General features: G+C 41.3%; 16 protein-coding genes, 1 tRNA gene and 1 rRNA gene. 8 read left to right on the forward strand and 10 right to left on the reverse strand.

The features are described from left to right. On the reverse strand, positions 1-552 hold a 552-nt coding region (locus DYY65_RS02265; RefSeq protein WP_162476374.1), incomplete at its 3' end, for a winged helix-turn-helix domain-containing protein. A 144-nt stretch (positions 553-696) separates the two neighbouring features. Here DYY65_RS02265 and DYY65_RS02270 point away from each other — a divergent pair. After that, a tRNA-Trp gene (locus DYY65_RS02270) sits at positions 697-826 on the forward strand. 28 nt (positions 827-854) lie between these two features. On the opposite strand, the gene DYY65_RS02275 is transcribed toward DYY65_RS02270, so the two are convergent. From DYY65_RS02275 to DYY65_RS02285, 3 genes are all read right to left on the reverse strand, one after another. Then, positions 855-1,163, reverse strand: coding sequence for a hypothetical protein (locus DYY65_RS02275; RefSeq protein WP_162476375.1), 309 nt, complete (start codon positions 1,161-1,163; stop codon positions 855-857). 105 nt (positions 1,164-1,268) lie between these two features. Continuing rightward, the gene (locus DYY65_RS02280) at positions 1,269-1,547 is read right to left on the reverse strand and encodes a hypothetical protein (protein WP_162476376.1); all 279 of its coding nucleotides are present in this window, start codon (positions 1,545-1,547) and stop codon (positions 1,269-1,271) included. A 45-nt stretch (positions 1,548-1,592) separates the two neighbouring features. After that, positions 1,593-2,192 carry a hypothetical protein gene (locus tag DYY65_RS02285; protein WP_162476377.1) on the reverse strand — a complete coding sequence of 200 codons (600 nt, stop codon included), beginning with the start codon at positions 2,190-2,192 and terminating at the stop codon, positions 1,593-1,595. A gap of 139 nt (positions 2,193-2,331) precedes the next feature. Between DYY65_RS02285 and DYY65_RS02290 the strand changes: the two genes are divergently transcribed. Both DYY65_RS02290 and rrf read left to right on the forward strand, forming a co-directional pair. Next, positions 2,332-2,733 (forward strand): VOC family protein, encoded by a 402-nt coding sequence (locus DYY65_RS02290; protein ID WP_162476378.1) that lies wholly within the window; start codon positions 2,332-2,334, stop codon positions 2,731-2,733. Between the two features lie 56 nt (positions 2,734-2,789). After that, positions 2,790-2,909: ribosomal RNA gene (gene rrf, locus DYY65_RS02295) — 5S ribosomal RNA — on the forward strand. Between the two features lie 109 nt (positions 2,910-3,018). On the opposite strand, the gene DYY65_RS02300 is transcribed toward rrf, so the two are convergent. Next, positions 3,019-4,440, reverse strand: coding sequence for a leucyl aminopeptidase (locus tag DYY65_RS02300; RefSeq protein WP_370519278.1), 1,422 nt, complete (start codon positions 4,438-4,440; stop codon positions 3,019-3,021). A 240-nt stretch (positions 4,441-4,680) separates the two neighbouring features. Between DYY65_RS02300 and DYY65_RS02305 the strand changes: the two genes are divergently transcribed. From DYY65_RS02305 to fsa, 3 genes are read left to right on the forward strand one after another with little or no spacing between them, the layout of a single operon-like run. After that, positions 4,681-6,318: a ribulose-phosphate 3-epimerase gene (locus DYY65_RS02305; RefSeq protein ID WP_162476379.1), complete on the forward strand. Its 1,638-nt coding sequence runs from the start codon at positions 4,681-4,683 to the stop codon at positions 6,316-6,318. After that, a complete protein-coding gene (locus DYY65_RS02310; RefSeq protein ID WP_162476380.1) occupies positions 6,305-7,276 on the forward strand; it encodes a transketolase family protein in 972 nt (323 codons plus the stop codon). Before DYY65_RS02305 ends, DYY65_RS02310 begins: the two co-directional genes overlap by 14 nt. Then, positions 7,273-7,938 carry a fructose-6-phosphate aldolase gene (gene fsa, locus DYY65_RS02315; RefSeq protein WP_162476381.1) on the forward strand — a complete coding sequence of 222 codons (666 nt, stop codon included), beginning with the start codon at positions 7,273-7,275 and terminating at the stop codon, positions 7,936-7,938. The genes DYY65_RS02310 and fsa overlap by 4 nt, the downstream gene beginning before the upstream one ends. Here the strand turns inward: fsa and DYY65_RS02320 are convergent, their stop codons facing one another. The 5 genes from DYY65_RS02320 to DYY65_RS02340 form a co-directional block, all read right to left on the reverse strand. Then, complete coding sequence (locus DYY65_RS02320) at positions 7,939-9,522, reverse strand: VWA domain-containing protein (RefSeq protein ID WP_162476382.1); 1,584 nt, start codon at positions 9,520-9,522, stop codon at positions 7,939-7,941. A 24-nt stretch (positions 9,523-9,546) separates the two neighbouring features. After that, positions 9,547-10,347 carry an AAA family ATPase gene (locus tag DYY65_RS02325; protein ID WP_162476383.1) on the reverse strand — a complete coding sequence of 267 codons (801 nt, stop codon included), beginning with the start codon at positions 10,345-10,347 and terminating at the stop codon, positions 9,547-9,549. A gap of 68 nt (positions 10,348-10,415) precedes the next feature. After that, positions 10,416-11,762 carry a hypothetical protein gene (locus tag DYY65_RS02330; protein ID WP_162476384.1) on the reverse strand — a complete coding sequence of 449 codons (1,347 nt, stop codon included), beginning with the start codon at positions 11,760-11,762 and terminating at the stop codon, positions 10,416-10,418. Then, the gene (locus tag DYY65_RS02335) at positions 11,762-13,414 is read right to left on the reverse strand and encodes an AAA family ATPase (protein WP_162476385.1); all 1,653 of its coding nucleotides are present in this window, start codon (positions 13,412-13,414) and stop codon (positions 11,762-11,764) included. The genes DYY65_RS02330 and DYY65_RS02335 overlap by 1 nt, the downstream gene beginning before the upstream one ends. A 134-nt stretch (positions 13,415-13,548) precedes the next feature. Next, entirely contained in the window at positions 13,549-15,051 is a 1,503-nt protein-coding gene (locus tag DYY65_RS02340) for a 4-hydroxyphenylacetate 3-hydroxylase family protein (protein ID WP_162476386.1), read from the reverse strand. Positions 15,052-15,371: 320 nt separating this feature from the next. Here DYY65_RS02340 and DYY65_RS02345 point away from each other — a divergent pair, with 320 nt between their 5' ends. Next, entirely contained in the window at positions 15,372-15,908 is a 537-nt protein-coding gene (locus DYY65_RS02345) for an adenine phosphoribosyltransferase (protein WP_162476387.1), read from the forward strand. Positions 15,909-15,911: 3 nt separating this feature from the next. Next, the gene (gene mtnP / locus DYY65_RS02350; RefSeq protein ID WP_162476388.1) at positions 15,912-16,712 is read left to right on the forward strand and encodes an S-methyl-5'-thioadenosine phosphorylase; all 801 of its coding nucleotides are present in this window, start codon (positions 15,912-15,914) and stop codon (positions 16,710-16,712) included. Positions 16,713-16,715: the final 3 nt, after the last annotated feature.

Here is a 16,715-nt window from a genome sequence, read left to right on the forward strand (position 1 = left end):
AAGAATTTGTCTCTTTAGCATAACTACAAAAGAAATAGAGAGAAGTACAGCGATTGATAGCGAAGATATTATGGTTGCATTTTGTATCATGTTAGCTGCAGTTGCTAACGTTGGGAAAATCATACGAAAATTCTCAAACAGACCCACAGGTAATAAGATAACGACCATTCCGACAAGGAATAAAGATGAATTCTCGCCGATGAAAGATACAACCCTTCCTTCTTGGTTAACTTTTCCTCTAATCTCACTTTCGCCTTCACCTTCATTTTCACTTGTATCAAAGGAGGCCTCTTCATTCCTATACTTTGCAGGTTCTGAAGATCTGCCGTCATGTTCACGGAGTATTTGCAAGCCTCCTTCGGTTATGGTATAATGTTTTGAATTCTTATTGATGTAAGTACCCATCCTTTCTAGATGGTAGTAAATTGATCCAGTTGATAGGCCAGTCGCGTCTCTGATCTCCGTAAAGCACGCTGATCCGTTCTTGTCTGCTATCGCCCGCAAGATTTTGATTCTAGTGCGTCTAGCGCGAAGTTGAGTCTCTCCAGTCAATGTCGATTATAGACTCCAAAATTATTTATCTCTTTCTCAGTGAGCCAGAAGCTATGTGCAATCCTTTTTAACTCTAGTTATACTACCTTACGTACTCGCAAGACTTATACACATAACTTATGTTACCATAGAGGATGTCAAAGTGGGGTCGTAGCGAAGCCAGGCATCGCAACGGGCTCCAGATCTAAGATCAGGGCTAGTTGAAGAGACCCGTGGGTCAAGGGTTCAATTGACTATAGTCAGCACTCAGTCAGGACAAATCCCTTCGACCCCACTTTAACTGGGCATTTGATGAGTAGTATTTATCGAGTCTGTTGAATACACTTTGTCAGTTCCGAATATGACCCGAAAGTATTTTTTGCTTCAGGAATATGCTTTTCGATTGCTTTGTATGCGGAATCCACAAAGACTCTAGTAGGATCCTCTTTTCTCACAAACTTTAAGATCTTCTTTGCTGTAGAACCTAACTTTCCAAAATAGATGACAGAACTTTCTTCAATGATTGAATCTGCATCTGCACACGTAACACCAAACTTGAGAAGATGAGCTTCTAATTTACCTGCGCAGTGGGCAAAATGCACAGAGTATGCGCTACTATCATATTCAGTCACTCAGACTTCACCTGACCCAATAAATAGGCTATAACTACCTTTTTAACATTCCACCATAGCTATGCGCTAGTGGTGATTGGTTTGGCCGATTCGCTTTATACAAAATCAATTCCCCTTAACATTTTGTCTGGATCTAAATTCATACCATGTGCCGAATCGAATTATTGCTACTCCTACCGCGATTACCCCTATTGAAATTGCCAGCAGATTTGGTTTAACCAATGTATTCAATGGATTTGGCGCTGACGAAGCCAAGGTACAATTGTGATCATGACAGTCATTTATAATAGGATATGCTAATAGGACAACGGAAATAATCACTAGCATTATCGCTCCTATGGAAGATAGGATTGCACCTGACTTTATGAAAACCTTTACGTCCAATGGAGACTAATCAATGAGTTATACAATTAATTGTTGGTAATGATGTCAACGGATTTGATTTACATCGATAGTAACAAATCGATAAGTGTTGTCCTTTGAGACTTTTCTAAATTGCTCATTATAGTAAATATATGGTAGTTCCTTGTTAATGTGATGATCCCAAAGCTCATGGATTGAATCAAAGTACTCCTTTCTTTTTTTACCCCTCATGCGAAGTATCTCGTGGCATAAGACATGGGAAAGCTTCGCGCAGTTTATATCGGCATAAAATCTTACGCGCTTAGATTCTGAACTTTCTGATTCCAGTCTTTTCCAGTAGATCATTCCGAAATTATCCGAGGAGTACCCTTCTGTCCGGCAATCTGTCCAAAATGGTTTAAAGTTTGCTAGATAGAAATGGTAGACCGACTTGCCACGCTCAATGTGATCCCTAGCTAGATAGCTGATGGACATTCTATCGAATATTCTTCCAGGAACGACTGGCAAGATATCAGCCTCAACGTTAAAATCCAGATCAAAATTGCGTTTTATCCACCATCTATAAAACCTCGTCATCGACGTAACATAGTCCCAATCATCCTTCTGTCTTGACACCCATTCATCGTTCCTTGCAACGTAGATGAAGAACAGTTTTGAAGGATACATGATGGTGATACCCTTCTTGAGATATATATTATAATAAACAACTACTTAATTGGTAGACTGCATCTCCCTTTAATTGGTTTATCACCCTTATCGATAGATTCTTAATGCGGCTAAATTAAGACCCATACGGGGTGAAATAATGGTGCTCACCAGATTGGGAACAATAATTCTTTTGGTGGCAGATATGAAAAGATCAATAGAGTTTTACAAAGACCTGATTGGGCTTCCGTTGAGGCAACAATCCTCCGAATGGACTGAATTTTTCGATGGTGGCACTACTTTGGCATTACACCCAGCAAAGAGGAAGGACAAGATAAATGCCTCTCCTACAATATTAGTTGGTTTTATGGTCAATGACCTAGACAATACAGTTAAGCGACTGAAAGAGAAGGGAGTGAAATTCTTTAAAGAACCAAGACAAGAGCCATTTGGCAAACACACTATATTTCAAGACCCTGATGAGCATTTAATTTCAGTTGTTCAACTCGAAACCAAGTCGGCCGAAGGGTTCGACCTGTTAGGATTGATAGGTGCTGAATAACTCGTGGTCATCATACTGATAGCAAGGTTAATTTGACCCTTGTACGATAAGTTGAATTAGCCGGCCATAGGGGCAGGGCGCGACCCGGTCCCATTCCGAACCCGGAAGTCAAACCTGTCGTCGCTGCTGTATTACTTACCTGCGTGAGCGGTTGGGAAGCAGCAGTGCTGGCACTTAATTTGGTATTCTATCTAGAAGATAGATGGGAGGCCATCTCACTTAAAAAGGACTTGAATATCTGAATTACTCCCATAACAGAGTGAGTAATGCAGACATATTTGGATATTAGACTTGTCCGTTCGATCGGTCAATGAGAAATTTTATCAAGGTACGAACTCCGAATCCTGTTGCTCCTTTGGGATTGTAGCTCTTTTCATATGTTCCGTCTTGAGTCCAAGCTGTTCCTGCAATATCTAAGTGTATCCACGGAACTTCACTTGTGAAATTGGAAAGAAATGCCGCCGCTGTGATAGCCCCTCCAGGTCTGCCCCCAATATTTTTAATGTCCGCTATACTACTTTTTATCTGTTCATGATGTTCTTCAAACAATGGCAATTCCCAAATTTTTTCTCCGGTTTTTTTAGATATCTGAATTAACTTTGCTATAAGCTGTTCGTCCGATCCAACGAGCGCAGCAACGTTGGCACCGAGGGCAATAATAGCTGCCCCTGTCAGAGTTGCTAGATCTATGATTGCTTTAGGTTGATACTTTGAAATACCATATGCGATCGCATCTGCAAGGATGATTCTTCCTTCAGCGTCGGTGTTCAGCACCTCCACGGTTTTGCCGTTATACATGGTTATGATCTCTCCCGGTTTATACGAGCTACTGGAAGGCATATTTTCGACAGAAGGAATGATACCTATTACATTTAACTTGAGACCTAATAATGCAACTGCTTTGAGTATACCTAGCACTGCACAACCGCCACACTTGTCATATTTCATCTCATCCATTTTATCGCCGGGTTTCAAAGAAATTCCGCCCGTGTCGAAGGTAACTGCCTTACCAACCAAAAGATATGGTTTTTGGCTGTTTGAACCACCGCTGTGTTTTAGAACTATCAATTTGGGTGGGTTATTGCTTCCTTTGCCTACGGACACTATTCCATTCAATCCTATCGACTCCATCTCATATCGTTCCAATATCGTCACTTTAATTCCGAACTCCTCTAGAGCTAAGGCAAGTTTGGCAATTTGTGCAGGAGGACATTCATTGGGCGGGAGGTTACACATGTCCCGAGTAGAGTTGACTGCCTCGGAAGTTAAATGGGTCTTGTCCGCAATCATTTGGAATCTCTCAGAGTCTGATTCGACCAAAATAGTGGCCAGCACAGGTCCAAAGTTTGAGGACGTACGATTTGTTTTATACCTTTGGAAGGAGTATAAGGAGAGATGCATACCTTCAACAATAGCTTCTATTAGCGAGTCATCAACTGTACTAAAAGGTAATACAGCTAACTCTTCAACGTTTGACTCCCTTGCATCCAGAACTGCTTTGCCTGCAATAAGTCTAGCTTTTTCGTCTGTAAATTTCTCCCTCTCTCCTAGACCAATTAGCATAATTTTTCTGATTGTACCATTTCCCATTAGCCTGAACATCATACGTGAACCAAAATTCCCTTTGAATTCATTATTTTCGATTACGTCGATTATTGCAGCTTTAACTGTTTCGTCAATAAACTTTGATTCTAAAATATCAGAAATACACCTATAACTAACTCCGCGGTTTGTATTTTATCCGAAAGAGATTCTCTTACCTCAATCCTGATCATGGTTTAGCGTAACTCTTTAATTATTTTAAATTATCTGGCCGGTAATTTGGCTAAAGTTGATCCTACGTTTTCATTGCTTTAAGTCTGTAAGTATATCTTTTTATTTTCCTTGCCCAGCTCTTCTTATGATCTGATTAGAGACGAAATGAGATGACAAGAGGTCGTGATAAATATGGGTTTTAGGATGCGCTATCTTGATCTTAAGAGGAAGATATGTGATATACGTATGTTGGCAATCAGCGGTATTGCAGAAGCTGGCTCAGGCCATCCAGGTGCTTCATTTTCTGCCGCTGAGATTATGGGTGTTCTCTATCTTCGAAAGATGCGTCATTTACCTGACAAACCAGATTGGGAGGACAGAGATTATTTTATCAACTCAAAGGGACACTCTGCTCCTGGATTCTTCGCAACATTGGCAACTGCTGGGTATTTTCCGCCAGAAGAAATGGAAACTCTACGCAAGCTAGGGAGCCGGCTACAAGGTCATCCAGTAAGATACACTCCTAACGAGGTTCAAAGTGTGCCTGGCATCGAATTTTCGGGAGGGTCTGAAGGGATCGGTCTTTCTGTCTCGATAGGCATAGCTCTAGCAAATAGGTTAGACGGAAGAAAGAATCGCGTCTTTACCTTAATTGGCGACGGTGAGTCCAACGAAGGCCAGATCTGGGAGGCAGCTATGGCAGCCGCCAAATTCAAATTGCATAGGCTAGTCGTCCTGCTAGATCGTAACCGCATCCAACAAGATGGTTTCACAGAAGATGTCATGCCACTCGATCCTACTCGCGATAAATGGTCAGCCTTTAATTGGAACGTAATTGAAATCTGTGGTCACAACGTAGAACAGATAACCGACGCTTTGAACAAGGCTAATGAAATGAAAGATAGGCCTACCATAATTATAGCAAATACCATTAAGGGGAACGGAGTCAAGCACATGACAAATAATCCTCAGTGGCACGGTAAAGCGCCCCCAAGAGAACATACTCCAATATTGCTAGAAGAGTTGAGGAGTGAATGTTTTATTGCGCCTTCGATTATAGCGGGCCGACAAGAGAATTATGAAGAGAAGATTAAAAATGCAGAACGAGGAGGTGCTGACATCATCCATCTCGATATAATGGATGGTAAGTTCGTACCTAATACTACTTTCTTTTCTGATACAATTAAGCAGCTAAGACGTATTACCACACTACCATTTGATGCCCACCTGATGATCGAAAATCCACTAGATCACATCCAAGATTATGTTGATGCCAGGTGTGATGTGATTACTGTTCATGCAGAAATGTGTAATGAAAGTCAATTTTTACAAATTATCGACAAATTGCTTTCAAACGGAATCAGCCCAGGAATTGCTCTCAACCCATCTACAGATATTCCATCTTGGCTCTATTCCCATCTGCATAATCTCGATGTGATTTTGATAATGTCGGTGAATCCAGGGTTCGCAGGCCAGAAGTTTATTCCTGGAATATTATTAAAAATCCACGACATTAATCAAAAGGTCCGCAAGCACGGATTCCGGGGTTATATTGAGGCTGATGGCGGGATTGATGCTACCATAGTACAAAAAGTGTACGAGGCTGGCGGCAGGATATTTGTGGCTGGAAATGCTGTTTATGGAAGCGGCGACATTCACGGTGCAATTATCCAGTTAAGACACAAGGTAAATGTAGCGCTTGAAAGAAAGCTATTGGATGAAGCAAACGCGATAGGTATAAGGAATGATTGGTTGAAGACACGTAAACATATATTGATTCCACTAGCAAATGAGCTAGGCATAGAGGAGGAATTGCATGCTCTTAAGTAATGAACAAAAGAAATCTGATATGAGAGGTGCTTACGGAGATGCCCTTGTAGAATTGGGGGCTGAGAACCAAAATATAGTTTGTGTAGGAGGAGACACGACAGATTCACTCAAGATCAAGAAATTTGGAGACCATTTTCCAGACAGGCTCTTTAACGTGGGTATAGCTGAGGCAAACCTTGTTTCAATTGCTGCTGGACTTGCGATTGCTGGTAAAATTGCATTTGCGAGTACATACGCCGCCTTTCTGCCAGGGCGATGTCTCGATCAAATACGCAATGCTATTTGCTATCCCAACCTTAACGTGAAACTCGTGGTTTCACATGCTGGTCTAACTGTTGGACCAGACGGTGCATCTCATCAGCAACTGGAGGATTTCTCGACTTTGAGAGCTATACCTAACATCCAAATAATTGTTCCTGCCGATGCGGTGGCTGCACGTTATTTGATCCGGTCGATTTCTATGATTAAAGGACCATTTTATGTCAGACTTGCAAGGCCTGCCAGTGAAGTGTTGTACGATGACAATGCTGTTTTCAGAGTAGGTTCAGGAAATATCTTGCTAGAAGGTTCCGATGCGACGATTATTGCTTGTGGCTTAATGGTGTCAAGAGCTTTAAATGCTGCCAAATATTTGAAAGCTAATTATGGCCTGTCTTGCAGAGTGGTTGATATGTTTTCAATTAAACCTCTAGACGCTCATTTGGTAGCTAAATGTGCGAAGGACACAGGGACAATCATAACGGTAGAGGAACACAATTTGATTGGAGGACTAGGCTCGGCAGTTGCAGAGTCATCATCGGAATCTTGTCCAATCCCAATTAAAAGAGTTGGGGTGCGAGATACTTTTGGAGAATCGGCGAGGGACGGAGAAATCGATGCTTTATTAGAAAAATATGGGTTGGCTACTAAAGATATCGCGCATGCAGTTATCGAATGTAGGAAAAGGAGTAAGAAATGAAGATTTTCCTGGATTCTGCCAATCTATTATTCATTAAAAAATATAACGATATGGGGATAATCGATGGTATCACGACCAACCCTACCTTACTGTCACGAGAAAGAGACAATCCGGCTATGTTAATGCGAGAAATTGTTAGCATTGTTAAGGGTCCTGTGAGCTTGGAGGTGACTGCAACACAAACCGAGGAAATGGTGGAACAAGCCCATCGTCTGAGGAAGTACGGTCAAAATGTCATCGTCAAAATTCCGATGATACCAGATGGGCTTAAGGCTGTTAGACAGCTCACGCATGAGGGCATCCCAACCAATGTAACACTTGTTTTTTCCGCTAACCAGGCGTTGCTAGCCGCAAAAGCTGGAGCATCATACGTTAGCCCATTTATTGGTAGGTTGGATGACATTGGTCAGGATGGGCTAGAAGTTATTAGGCAAATTGTTCAAATCTTTCGGAACTATGAGTTTGGAACAAAAGTTCTAGTTGCTAGTGTAAGACATCCACTTCATGTGATAGAGTCAGGAAGAATTGGAGCCGACGTAGTTACTTTACCACCTGAAATCTTGGCTAAGCTAATATTTCATCCCCTAACAGACAACGGCCTCGCTTCATTTCTTAAAGACTGGGAGCAGCTGAAGAAAGAAACCCCGAACGTTGAAATCTAACTAATCTCGCAGCAAATGTATCACTCTATTAGGTATGTCCTCCAATCTACTGACCGCAAGGCTCTTTTCATAGGTTAAGTACTTCAAATTTGAACCTATGCTAATAGCGTCGTTCAAATTCCTACCTAACCCCAGCGCGACCATGTGTATTCCCAATTTCCTGTATGATAGAACCATCTCACGGACGGCATCAAAATCCGAAGGCTCCCCGTCAGTTAGGGTCACCATGATATCTGGCTTGAATGATTTTACTATAGGATGTAACAAACCATACATTTCTGCGAGCGGAGTCCCTCCACTTGCACGTATCTGGGCGAGTCTACGAGCTCCAGTTGCCGACCACTTTACATTTTGCGGCTTTATTATCCAACATCTCAACTGTGTTGATTCTGTACTGAAAGCGTAAACTGCAAATCTAATTCCTAGATAATGCAAAGCCTCGCACAGGGCAACTGTCGCCCGCTTGTACTCTATCTCCACCTGTTCTATGCTACTAGAATGGTCTAGCAGAATTGCAACTTTTGTTTTGAGCGTGAGTTTAAAATCGGTCAGAAAATTATGAGAGAGCATTTCAACGTAGCTCTCAGGATCAAATTCCTCCCCTGACTCTTCGTGTCTTTCTAGCCACCCTGTTTTCCAATCTCTGAATTTAGCCTTCACTTTCCTGATTAAATCTGTATCATAGATAGGCGACGGATCTATATTCATCGTCTCAGGGACGCTTAGTCCTAAGTTTTCCAAGCTTTCGTAGCCTTTGTTTTCAGTCCGTTTGCTTTCCTTTAGTAATGATTCGTACTCTCTGAGTACTTCATTTCCTTCAATAATTTCGCTTGAACTCTTCTCGATATCAGCCATCTTGCTAGTTCTTTTTACGATTTTTTCAATTTGCTTTACAAGGTCACTCTGGTTCATACCTAATCCTATTAGTCTTGTTCTAGGAGTCAGTATAGCTACCGAAGTGAGGGCATCCAACTCAAGCATTTTAATCAATCGGGGTATATGTTTCTCAATCCAGTCTGTGCTGTGGCGATTCTTGATCGCATCGTCTACTGTCTCATTAGCAAATATAGATGCCCTTTTTACTTTCTCCAAGTCATTCCCGTACAATTCACCTTTGAGGTAGCCTGTAAGGAAATACTGAGAAAAGGCCTCAAGAATTTTTGATTTTCCGTAAATCGAATTGAGCAAAGGACGCGAAAGCCAGGACATCCCTTCATTAAAAATGAGTTCTTTAATCATCCCTTCCCAATTTTGTAGTCCGAGGATTTCAACTCGTTTGATCTCCAATGTATTGAGCAGAAATCCAAATGCATGTTCATTGCTCAATGTTTTGGATGAAAAGTGCATTCTCATAGATTCATGCCATAGACCGACCCGCCACTGTCTGTATTGTTGGAAACCACTCCCCAGATAGTAAGTAAGGAGGGGTAGGAAGATTTGATTCTTGTCGATTTTTGTGAACGGCATCTTGTCCTTGCTTAGTATTATGATTGCATTATCGTTGCCAGACCAGCGCCGAGTTAGAAATGTAGCGAGGTCAATTAAAACGTCGTTACGCAAATGCGTGAAATCTATCTCAGACATTATCATAGCGTGGGTTTACTCTACCTATTCAACGAAGATAGATGTTATCATATCCATAACCTTTTGATATTCAACTTCTCCCCACTGATCGTATGCATTGGCATAAACTATCTCAGCAGCCTGTTTTGCATTACTCCCAGTGTTAAGAAGCTTTGCGAAGGCTATCGATTCCCTTAAACTCGGGCTATAGTACAACTCCTCGATGGCGGCAGCTTCCCGTAAAATCTTTGCTAGCTTGATGGCATGACGTATATCTGTAATCTTGGATGAATCTACGGACGTGTGGCGCCTCACAATTTCAAGCTCAATCTCTTCAGGAGGGTATTCTAAACGTAACCTAATTGGAAATCTACTTAGGAGTTGAGGAGGAAGTTCTTTGGTTCCCACGTGGGATAGCGGATTAATTGTTGCGATTACCGACCACTCATGATTAGCCTTAATAATCTGCCCTTCAGCCTCCTTTAAGATGATTTGCCTCCTATCATCTAAAGCTTCATCTAAACGTAACAATACATCTGGTTCTGCAGCATTTAATTCATCTAGGTACAGTAACCCTCCGTTTCGCATGGATTTGACTAATATTCCTTCCACAAAGCCAACTTGTCCTTCTTCCAGGGTCTTAGATCCAACTAGGTGGGATTCTCTGGTTCGCAGACTGAAATTTACAGAGTACAGTTCCTTATTTAGCCCTGTGGCAAACTTCCTTACGAGGGTTGTTTTACCGGTTCCCTTTGGTCCAATAATTAATGCAAAAAGGCTGGCTTGGTATGCTTTGGTTAGAACTTCAAGGGCATTATTCCAATCCAGATAATCTATCTCCATCATGTTCCTCTCCATCACCATTTTGATAACCTCTTTGCTTAAAAAGCAATACTCATGTCAGAATCTTCAAATTAACATCTAGAACTCAAAACAGTTTTCTTGTTGCTAAGGTAGTCGGTCAGAAGTACTCTATCGAGTGTTGCAGGATTAATATAGTAAGACCTGCCTTTGACTCCTCTTTCAAAGTCGTTTATATATCCTAATAATGAATCTTCCTCACTAATCATAACTGTGTCGATTTGGACTTGATTCCTGCGACATTTTTTTGCTTCGGAAATTGTCTTCTCGCCTATATATTGGTCAACTTGTTTGTATCGATAGCATAAATAGACTATTTGGCCATTCCCATAATCGAAATTGGAATTAAGCTTATCTTTGTCAGGTAAATAAAAATGAGAGTATGGCCTTTGGGCAAGAATTCTGTCTTTTTCGATACTGTCGTCTACAAAACATGCGCTGGGATGTCCATCTGTTATTAACACTATTCGCTTATTTTCGGCACCATCTTTGTGAAGTATCTTACTTGCCAATCTTAAAGCAGATTGATAGTTCGTGTAATGTAAGAAATCGGACCCAGGTTCAAAAGTCTTTAAATATGGTATATCCCTGGGTCTAACCTTGAAAGCTAGCGCTCCAAAACCTACTATGAAAATGGAATCTGAAGGATAATATTTTTGATTCACCAAATAAAGCCCCCATAATGCTCTCTTCGCTGTTTCGATACGGCTCATATCGCCGAACATAGATGAATACCGCATCGTTGAGCTCAGATCTATACAATACACTACCGATACTCTGACGTCGTCTAGCGTTTCGTGTTCTTCTAGATCTATCTCCTCTACTTCTAATGGAATCTCTACTGAAGCATTGCTCTTTAGTCTACGAACAGTATTTAACAGCGATTTGGGCACATTTACGAGTCTTATGTCATCACCGCGCTCATAGCTCCTGGTCGAATCTAGAACTACCCCTCCTCTACCTAAATTCTTCGTTTCATGCGTTCCTAAGTCTCCTGCTTGCAGGGCTTTAGTAATGTCCTTCAAGATGTTCCTGCCTATGTTCATAAAGGCTTTATCAGTGAGCCACCTGTCTGACTCCTTTAGATAGCCTTTTTGAATTAGCTGTGCAACTATAGACGCACCTGATAGAGTATTTTCCCCAGTGGTCTGCTGATTATGGCTCATGTTCTGCATATCTTGTTCATGATGAGCCTGGCTAGCCACTAAACCTTGTAGGGATCGCTTAAGATCTTCGATAGATGGAGTTTTTTCCTTTAACGCTTCTCTCCCTATTAGCCTCAGCGTTTTGTCTAAAAATTCATTTGTTATTTCGCTTTGTTTCTGTTGAGTCTCCTTGTCGTCAACAGTAGCGGAGAAATATACGTATTCATTAGCATCTTTAGCATAACTAAGTGTCATCACGTCACTCCATAGCCATTTTGTGTCCTTGTTAAAATTGGGGGATCGACCCACCTGAGGCCCTCTAAGGCGACCTCTATGATAGCTGCGGCAAATTCTGCCTCTGCACTGTTCCTCATCAGTACTATGTCATTTTTTATGCCGAGCCTATGAGCAATTTCGGCAAATTCTTTTTGTTCTTTTCCAATGCACAATGACATATTAGATACGACTTTTTTCAAATCGGGAAATGTTTCCAGCTGTGATTGGTAATCCGCAGAATTGTGTTCGCTGTAACTGGGCGTAGTTTGGGATACAGTGAATGTCTTTCCATTGCTGAACTCATTTCTGAGCGCTGATAGCTGTTCATTAGTTAGCTTTTCGATATATTGAAACGAGACTTCCTTTATTGCATCATTTATTATTGACTTGAGGACATTCATCCGATTGTCGCGATTGTCCTCAATCTCAGTTAGCTCAAACTTAACTGATTGGTGAATACTATGAATATCACAAAACCTTGGCACGCCGGTTATCAAATGGAATATTGACCTGGTTCGTTCAGTTTCGCTTATAAGTAACTCCATGGAATGAATTCCTACTCGCACGCTGACCCCTTTTTCCTGATTAATGTCGCGATGAGTCCTTGCTAATTCTGCAATTTTTGCTATTGTTTTCAATATAAATACAGGAATAAACACGTTCGCGCTATCTGCAATTTTTGCCTCCTGTAGGATAATGAGCATCTCATCAAGCTTACTTTTAGGATAATGTGTGCTGATGTGACTACGCAATCTATCGAATAGTGGCTCGATTATTTTTCCGGAATGTGTATAATCGATTGGATTTGCAGTAGCCATTACCTTTACATCGGGCTTGAAAACTACAGGATATGACCCAGTAGTAAATTTTCCTTCTTGCAAGACACTTAATAAGGCAACCTGTTTACGAGGATCTAAGACGGGAAGCTCATCGATACATAGTATTCCATGTCTTGCTTGTAATAACTGGCCAGATGTATATGACTGGATGTCATACAATTCCACGCCTTTCTTGGCAAGCTTCATCGCATCAATCTGTCCGACCAAATCCTTTACAGAAATGTCTGGAGTAGCCAAAACGTACCTATATCTATGGAAGCCCTCTAACCACTTGATTTTTGTATCCAGTTTATTATTTCTGATCGATTCTTCGGATTCCTTGGAGACTATAAATTCCGGTGTAGTCCGAATAACTTCGACGTCATTGAGGAGACTGATTAGCTGTTCTTCGGGAATTGAGGTGGGAATGTCATTAGTAGTACTACCTTCGATAACCGGTATATGCGATAACAATGTCTGTGCGATTGATTCTACTATCTTGGTCTTTGCTTGTCCAATTTGTCCAACAAGGAGAATGTCATGTCCGGCCAAAATTGCTCTGTTAACAGCTGGGATGACTTCATCGCTGTAACCTATAAGTCCCCGATAAGGGAATTCATTCTTCTTTAATTTTGTCATCAGATTGCCGCGTAATTGCCGGTCGACAGACAGATGCTTGTAATTAACCTCCAACAGGTCTCGTAAAGTTCTGATTTGCCGATATTCTTCAGGAACTCCCACCATTATCTCTGCATAGGTCGGTTTAGAGGTGTATGAGTGGTGTACGAATTCCTCGGTTCCATTAGAACCCATCGAAACTGAGGTATATGCGTAGGCAATTTAAACTGATGAGGCTAACCCACTTGATCTGCTTATTTAGTGAAAGGAATTGATACACACTTGTTGTGTGGCTGCCAAAACCCTATGATGGCAAACCAAATTTCCCTCTATTCAGCTGAGAAAATCCTATTGAAATATTCTGATTGTTCTTGGGTCAACTCATTCGATTCGCCTTCAACTACATTGGCTATATCTTTGGCTAATTTCTTTTTGTACTCAAGCTGCATCTGGCGGGCAATTTGAATTCGCTGAGCTTGTGGCGATCCCGCTCCGTGCATAGATTCCGTCAAATATCCTACAGCGTTTCTCCCAAGTGTCATATTTTCGATTAGTCTCAATATCCTCACCCTATTTTCAGTCGAGATTCCTTTCTTACCCTTGAGGTATTTTTCCAATATTGGACCTGTTTCGGGACTCCTGAAATCCTTTTCAGATGGCATGGTGACCATCAAACCGCCTGCAATATCCTGCGCAAGTCTTGCTATTTCATAGGGAAAACGTGTGACATTGTGTTTGCAAACATTTGCCAACATGTCATCATTTTGATAATTACCAGAAGCAGTTTTGTGTGCCTGATAAGAAGAAGCTATTCCTGCCGAAAAAATTGTCTCGTTAAGGTGAGTCATTTCGACTAGTTTGTCCTTAATGTGAGAAGCATTCGCTACCCCATTGTAATCGGCAATAGCAGCTGAAGCACCAATTAGAACATCGCCAAGACCAGTTTTGCATACATAGCTCCTCCTATGATAACACGTGAATCGTTCCACGAGCATGGAAGCAAATTCTACTTCGCCTTGCATAAAGATTAATTCATTAGGGATAAAAACATTGTCTAGAATAATCATTGCTTCCTGACCAGAGAACTTTGCGTTTCCTGCATCCAGATCTCCTTCCATACTTCTTGTGTCACAAGACTGTCTTCCGTATATGTAAGTGATACCGTTCGCGTTGGTCGGGATTGCGCCTACAATCGCATATTCTTTATCCTCCTGTCTAAGCCTCATGGTAGGCATCACTATGATCCAATGTGAATTTATGCATCCTGTTTGATGTGCCTTGGCCCCGCTAACGTAGATTCCATTTGAATCCCTTTTCACAACATGTACAAACATATCAGGATCTTCTTGCTGTGAAGGTGATAGACTTCTGTCTCCTTTCACATCAGTCATCGCACCTCCTATCATCAAATTCTCCTCTTGGACCATCTTAATGAATTCAATCAGACGTTTATGATAATTAGTTTTGTATTTGGCATCTATTTCGAACGTAGTAGAATACAATGAATTTAGAGCGTCCATTCCTACGCATCGTTGAAAACACGTTGCGGTTAGCTGGCCCAACTTTCTCTGCATTCTGTTTTGGTTTACCAAATCCATGGTATTTTCAGTGATATGTAAAAATCTATTCACTCTTATTCCACTAATCGAAGATTGCGCGGATGCAATTTCAAAATCTCTTTCCGCTATATCATAGGTTTCTGCAACTGCATTAATAGATGGTCTAATCATGGGATGGTCAACAGGCTCTTCCACTAGCTCACCAAAGAGGAAAACCCTTAAACTTCTGCCCCTGAGACTTTGAATATATTCTGCCCCATTTCGGATAGGCATACCGATCATATTAACATGTTCTTATTATTATTTATATCTTGTTGGAAGTTTTTTGTTTAAAACCCTTGTATGTTGATAATTTTATATGGATATTTTTGAACTTCCCCTTTATCTATCGCTTCTCCAAGCAAAAAAAGAGACTATTCTTAATTCAGCTCTTCAAAGTTTTATGTTTGCCCGCCTGCAAAAATCCCACTATCCGTCGTAATCTTTTGCCTATCATTGTTCATTCCTCGAATTATGGACTGAAGATAGCCTAATTACACACTAACCTGGATGTTAGGAGTAATTTTTTTTAGGGCAGTATGTAGGTAGGTTCTATGGAACCAGAAAACATCAATTTGCTTAGCCTGATAAGAGACTGTCCAAATTTCCCAAAACCTGGCATCATGTTCAGAGACGTTAGTCCAGTGTATAGCAGCTATAAAGCTTTGAACTATGTTGCAGATCAGTTTGAAAATATCTTGAGGGATAATACTTTCGATACAGTAGTAGGTATAGAGTCAAGAGGATTCGTTGTTGCCACACTCTTGGCATTGAGATTTAAAAAGGGTTTGACCATGGTTCGCAAAGCCGGGAAGCTGCCTCGAGACACAATTAAAAGGGCATATGATATCGAATATGGCTCAGCTATCATGGAGATACAGCGTGATGCCTTATCTGAAGGCCAAACAGTACTAGTAGTAGATGACTTGATAGCTACTGGTGGCACGGCTCGGGCTGCAGTGGAACTAGTAATTGAGGCAGGGGGTAAAATCGCAGCGCTTGCAATATTAGTGGAACTGGCTAACCTTCTTGGAGCTTCGAAGCTTAGGGATATTGGATATACAGTTCACTCTCTGGTGGTGTATCAATAATAGATGGATGCAAGTAACAAAGCTGAAATCGGAATCATTGGAGGTACGGGAGTCTATAGCGCAGATCTGTTTGGTGCCGACAAACTCGTGAAGATCTATACTCCGTTTGGCGAGCCATCTGATCTCATTAATATCGGTGAATATGCAGGACGAAAAATTGCGTTCATCCCACGTCATGGGAGAAATCATACAATCCCCCCTCATCGCATTAATAACCGCGCAAACATTTGGGCCCTAAGAGACCTTGGAGTCACCAGAATAATTGCACCGTCTGCCGTAGGAAGCTTGAAAAGAGAATTCAAACCGGGAGATATAGCTATTCCACATCAATTCATCGACTTCACAAAGAGTAGAAGATACACTTTTTATGACGGCGGAGAAATATGCCACATTTCTACGGCAGATCCATTTTGTAGTGATCTAAGCAGTTTAGTGAAGGATTGTAGCATACGATTAAACTACGTTGCTCATCCAGAGGTAACCTATCTATGTATTGAAGGCCCGCGATTTTCTACTAGGGCTGAGTCACATCTGTTCAGAAATATGGGGGCTGATGTAATTGGTATGACAGTAGTTCCAGAATGTATTCTAGCGCGAGAAGCACAAATATGCTATGTTTCGATCTCTACAATAACTGATTATGACGTGTGGACAGAGTCACAAGTATCTTCCTCCGACATCTTGGAGGTATTGAAAAAAAATGTTGATAAGACAAGGCGTTTGATCAAGCAAATTATACCACTTGTACCTGATGAGCGACTTAACTGCAGCTGTGGACATGCTTTGGAGGGATCATTGCTATAAAAT

It is taken from the genome of Nitrososphaera sp. AFS, assembly GCF_009898475.1.
Taxonomy (GTDB): domain Archaea; phylum Thermoproteota; class Nitrososphaeria; order Nitrososphaerales; family Nitrososphaeraceae; genus Nitrosopolaris.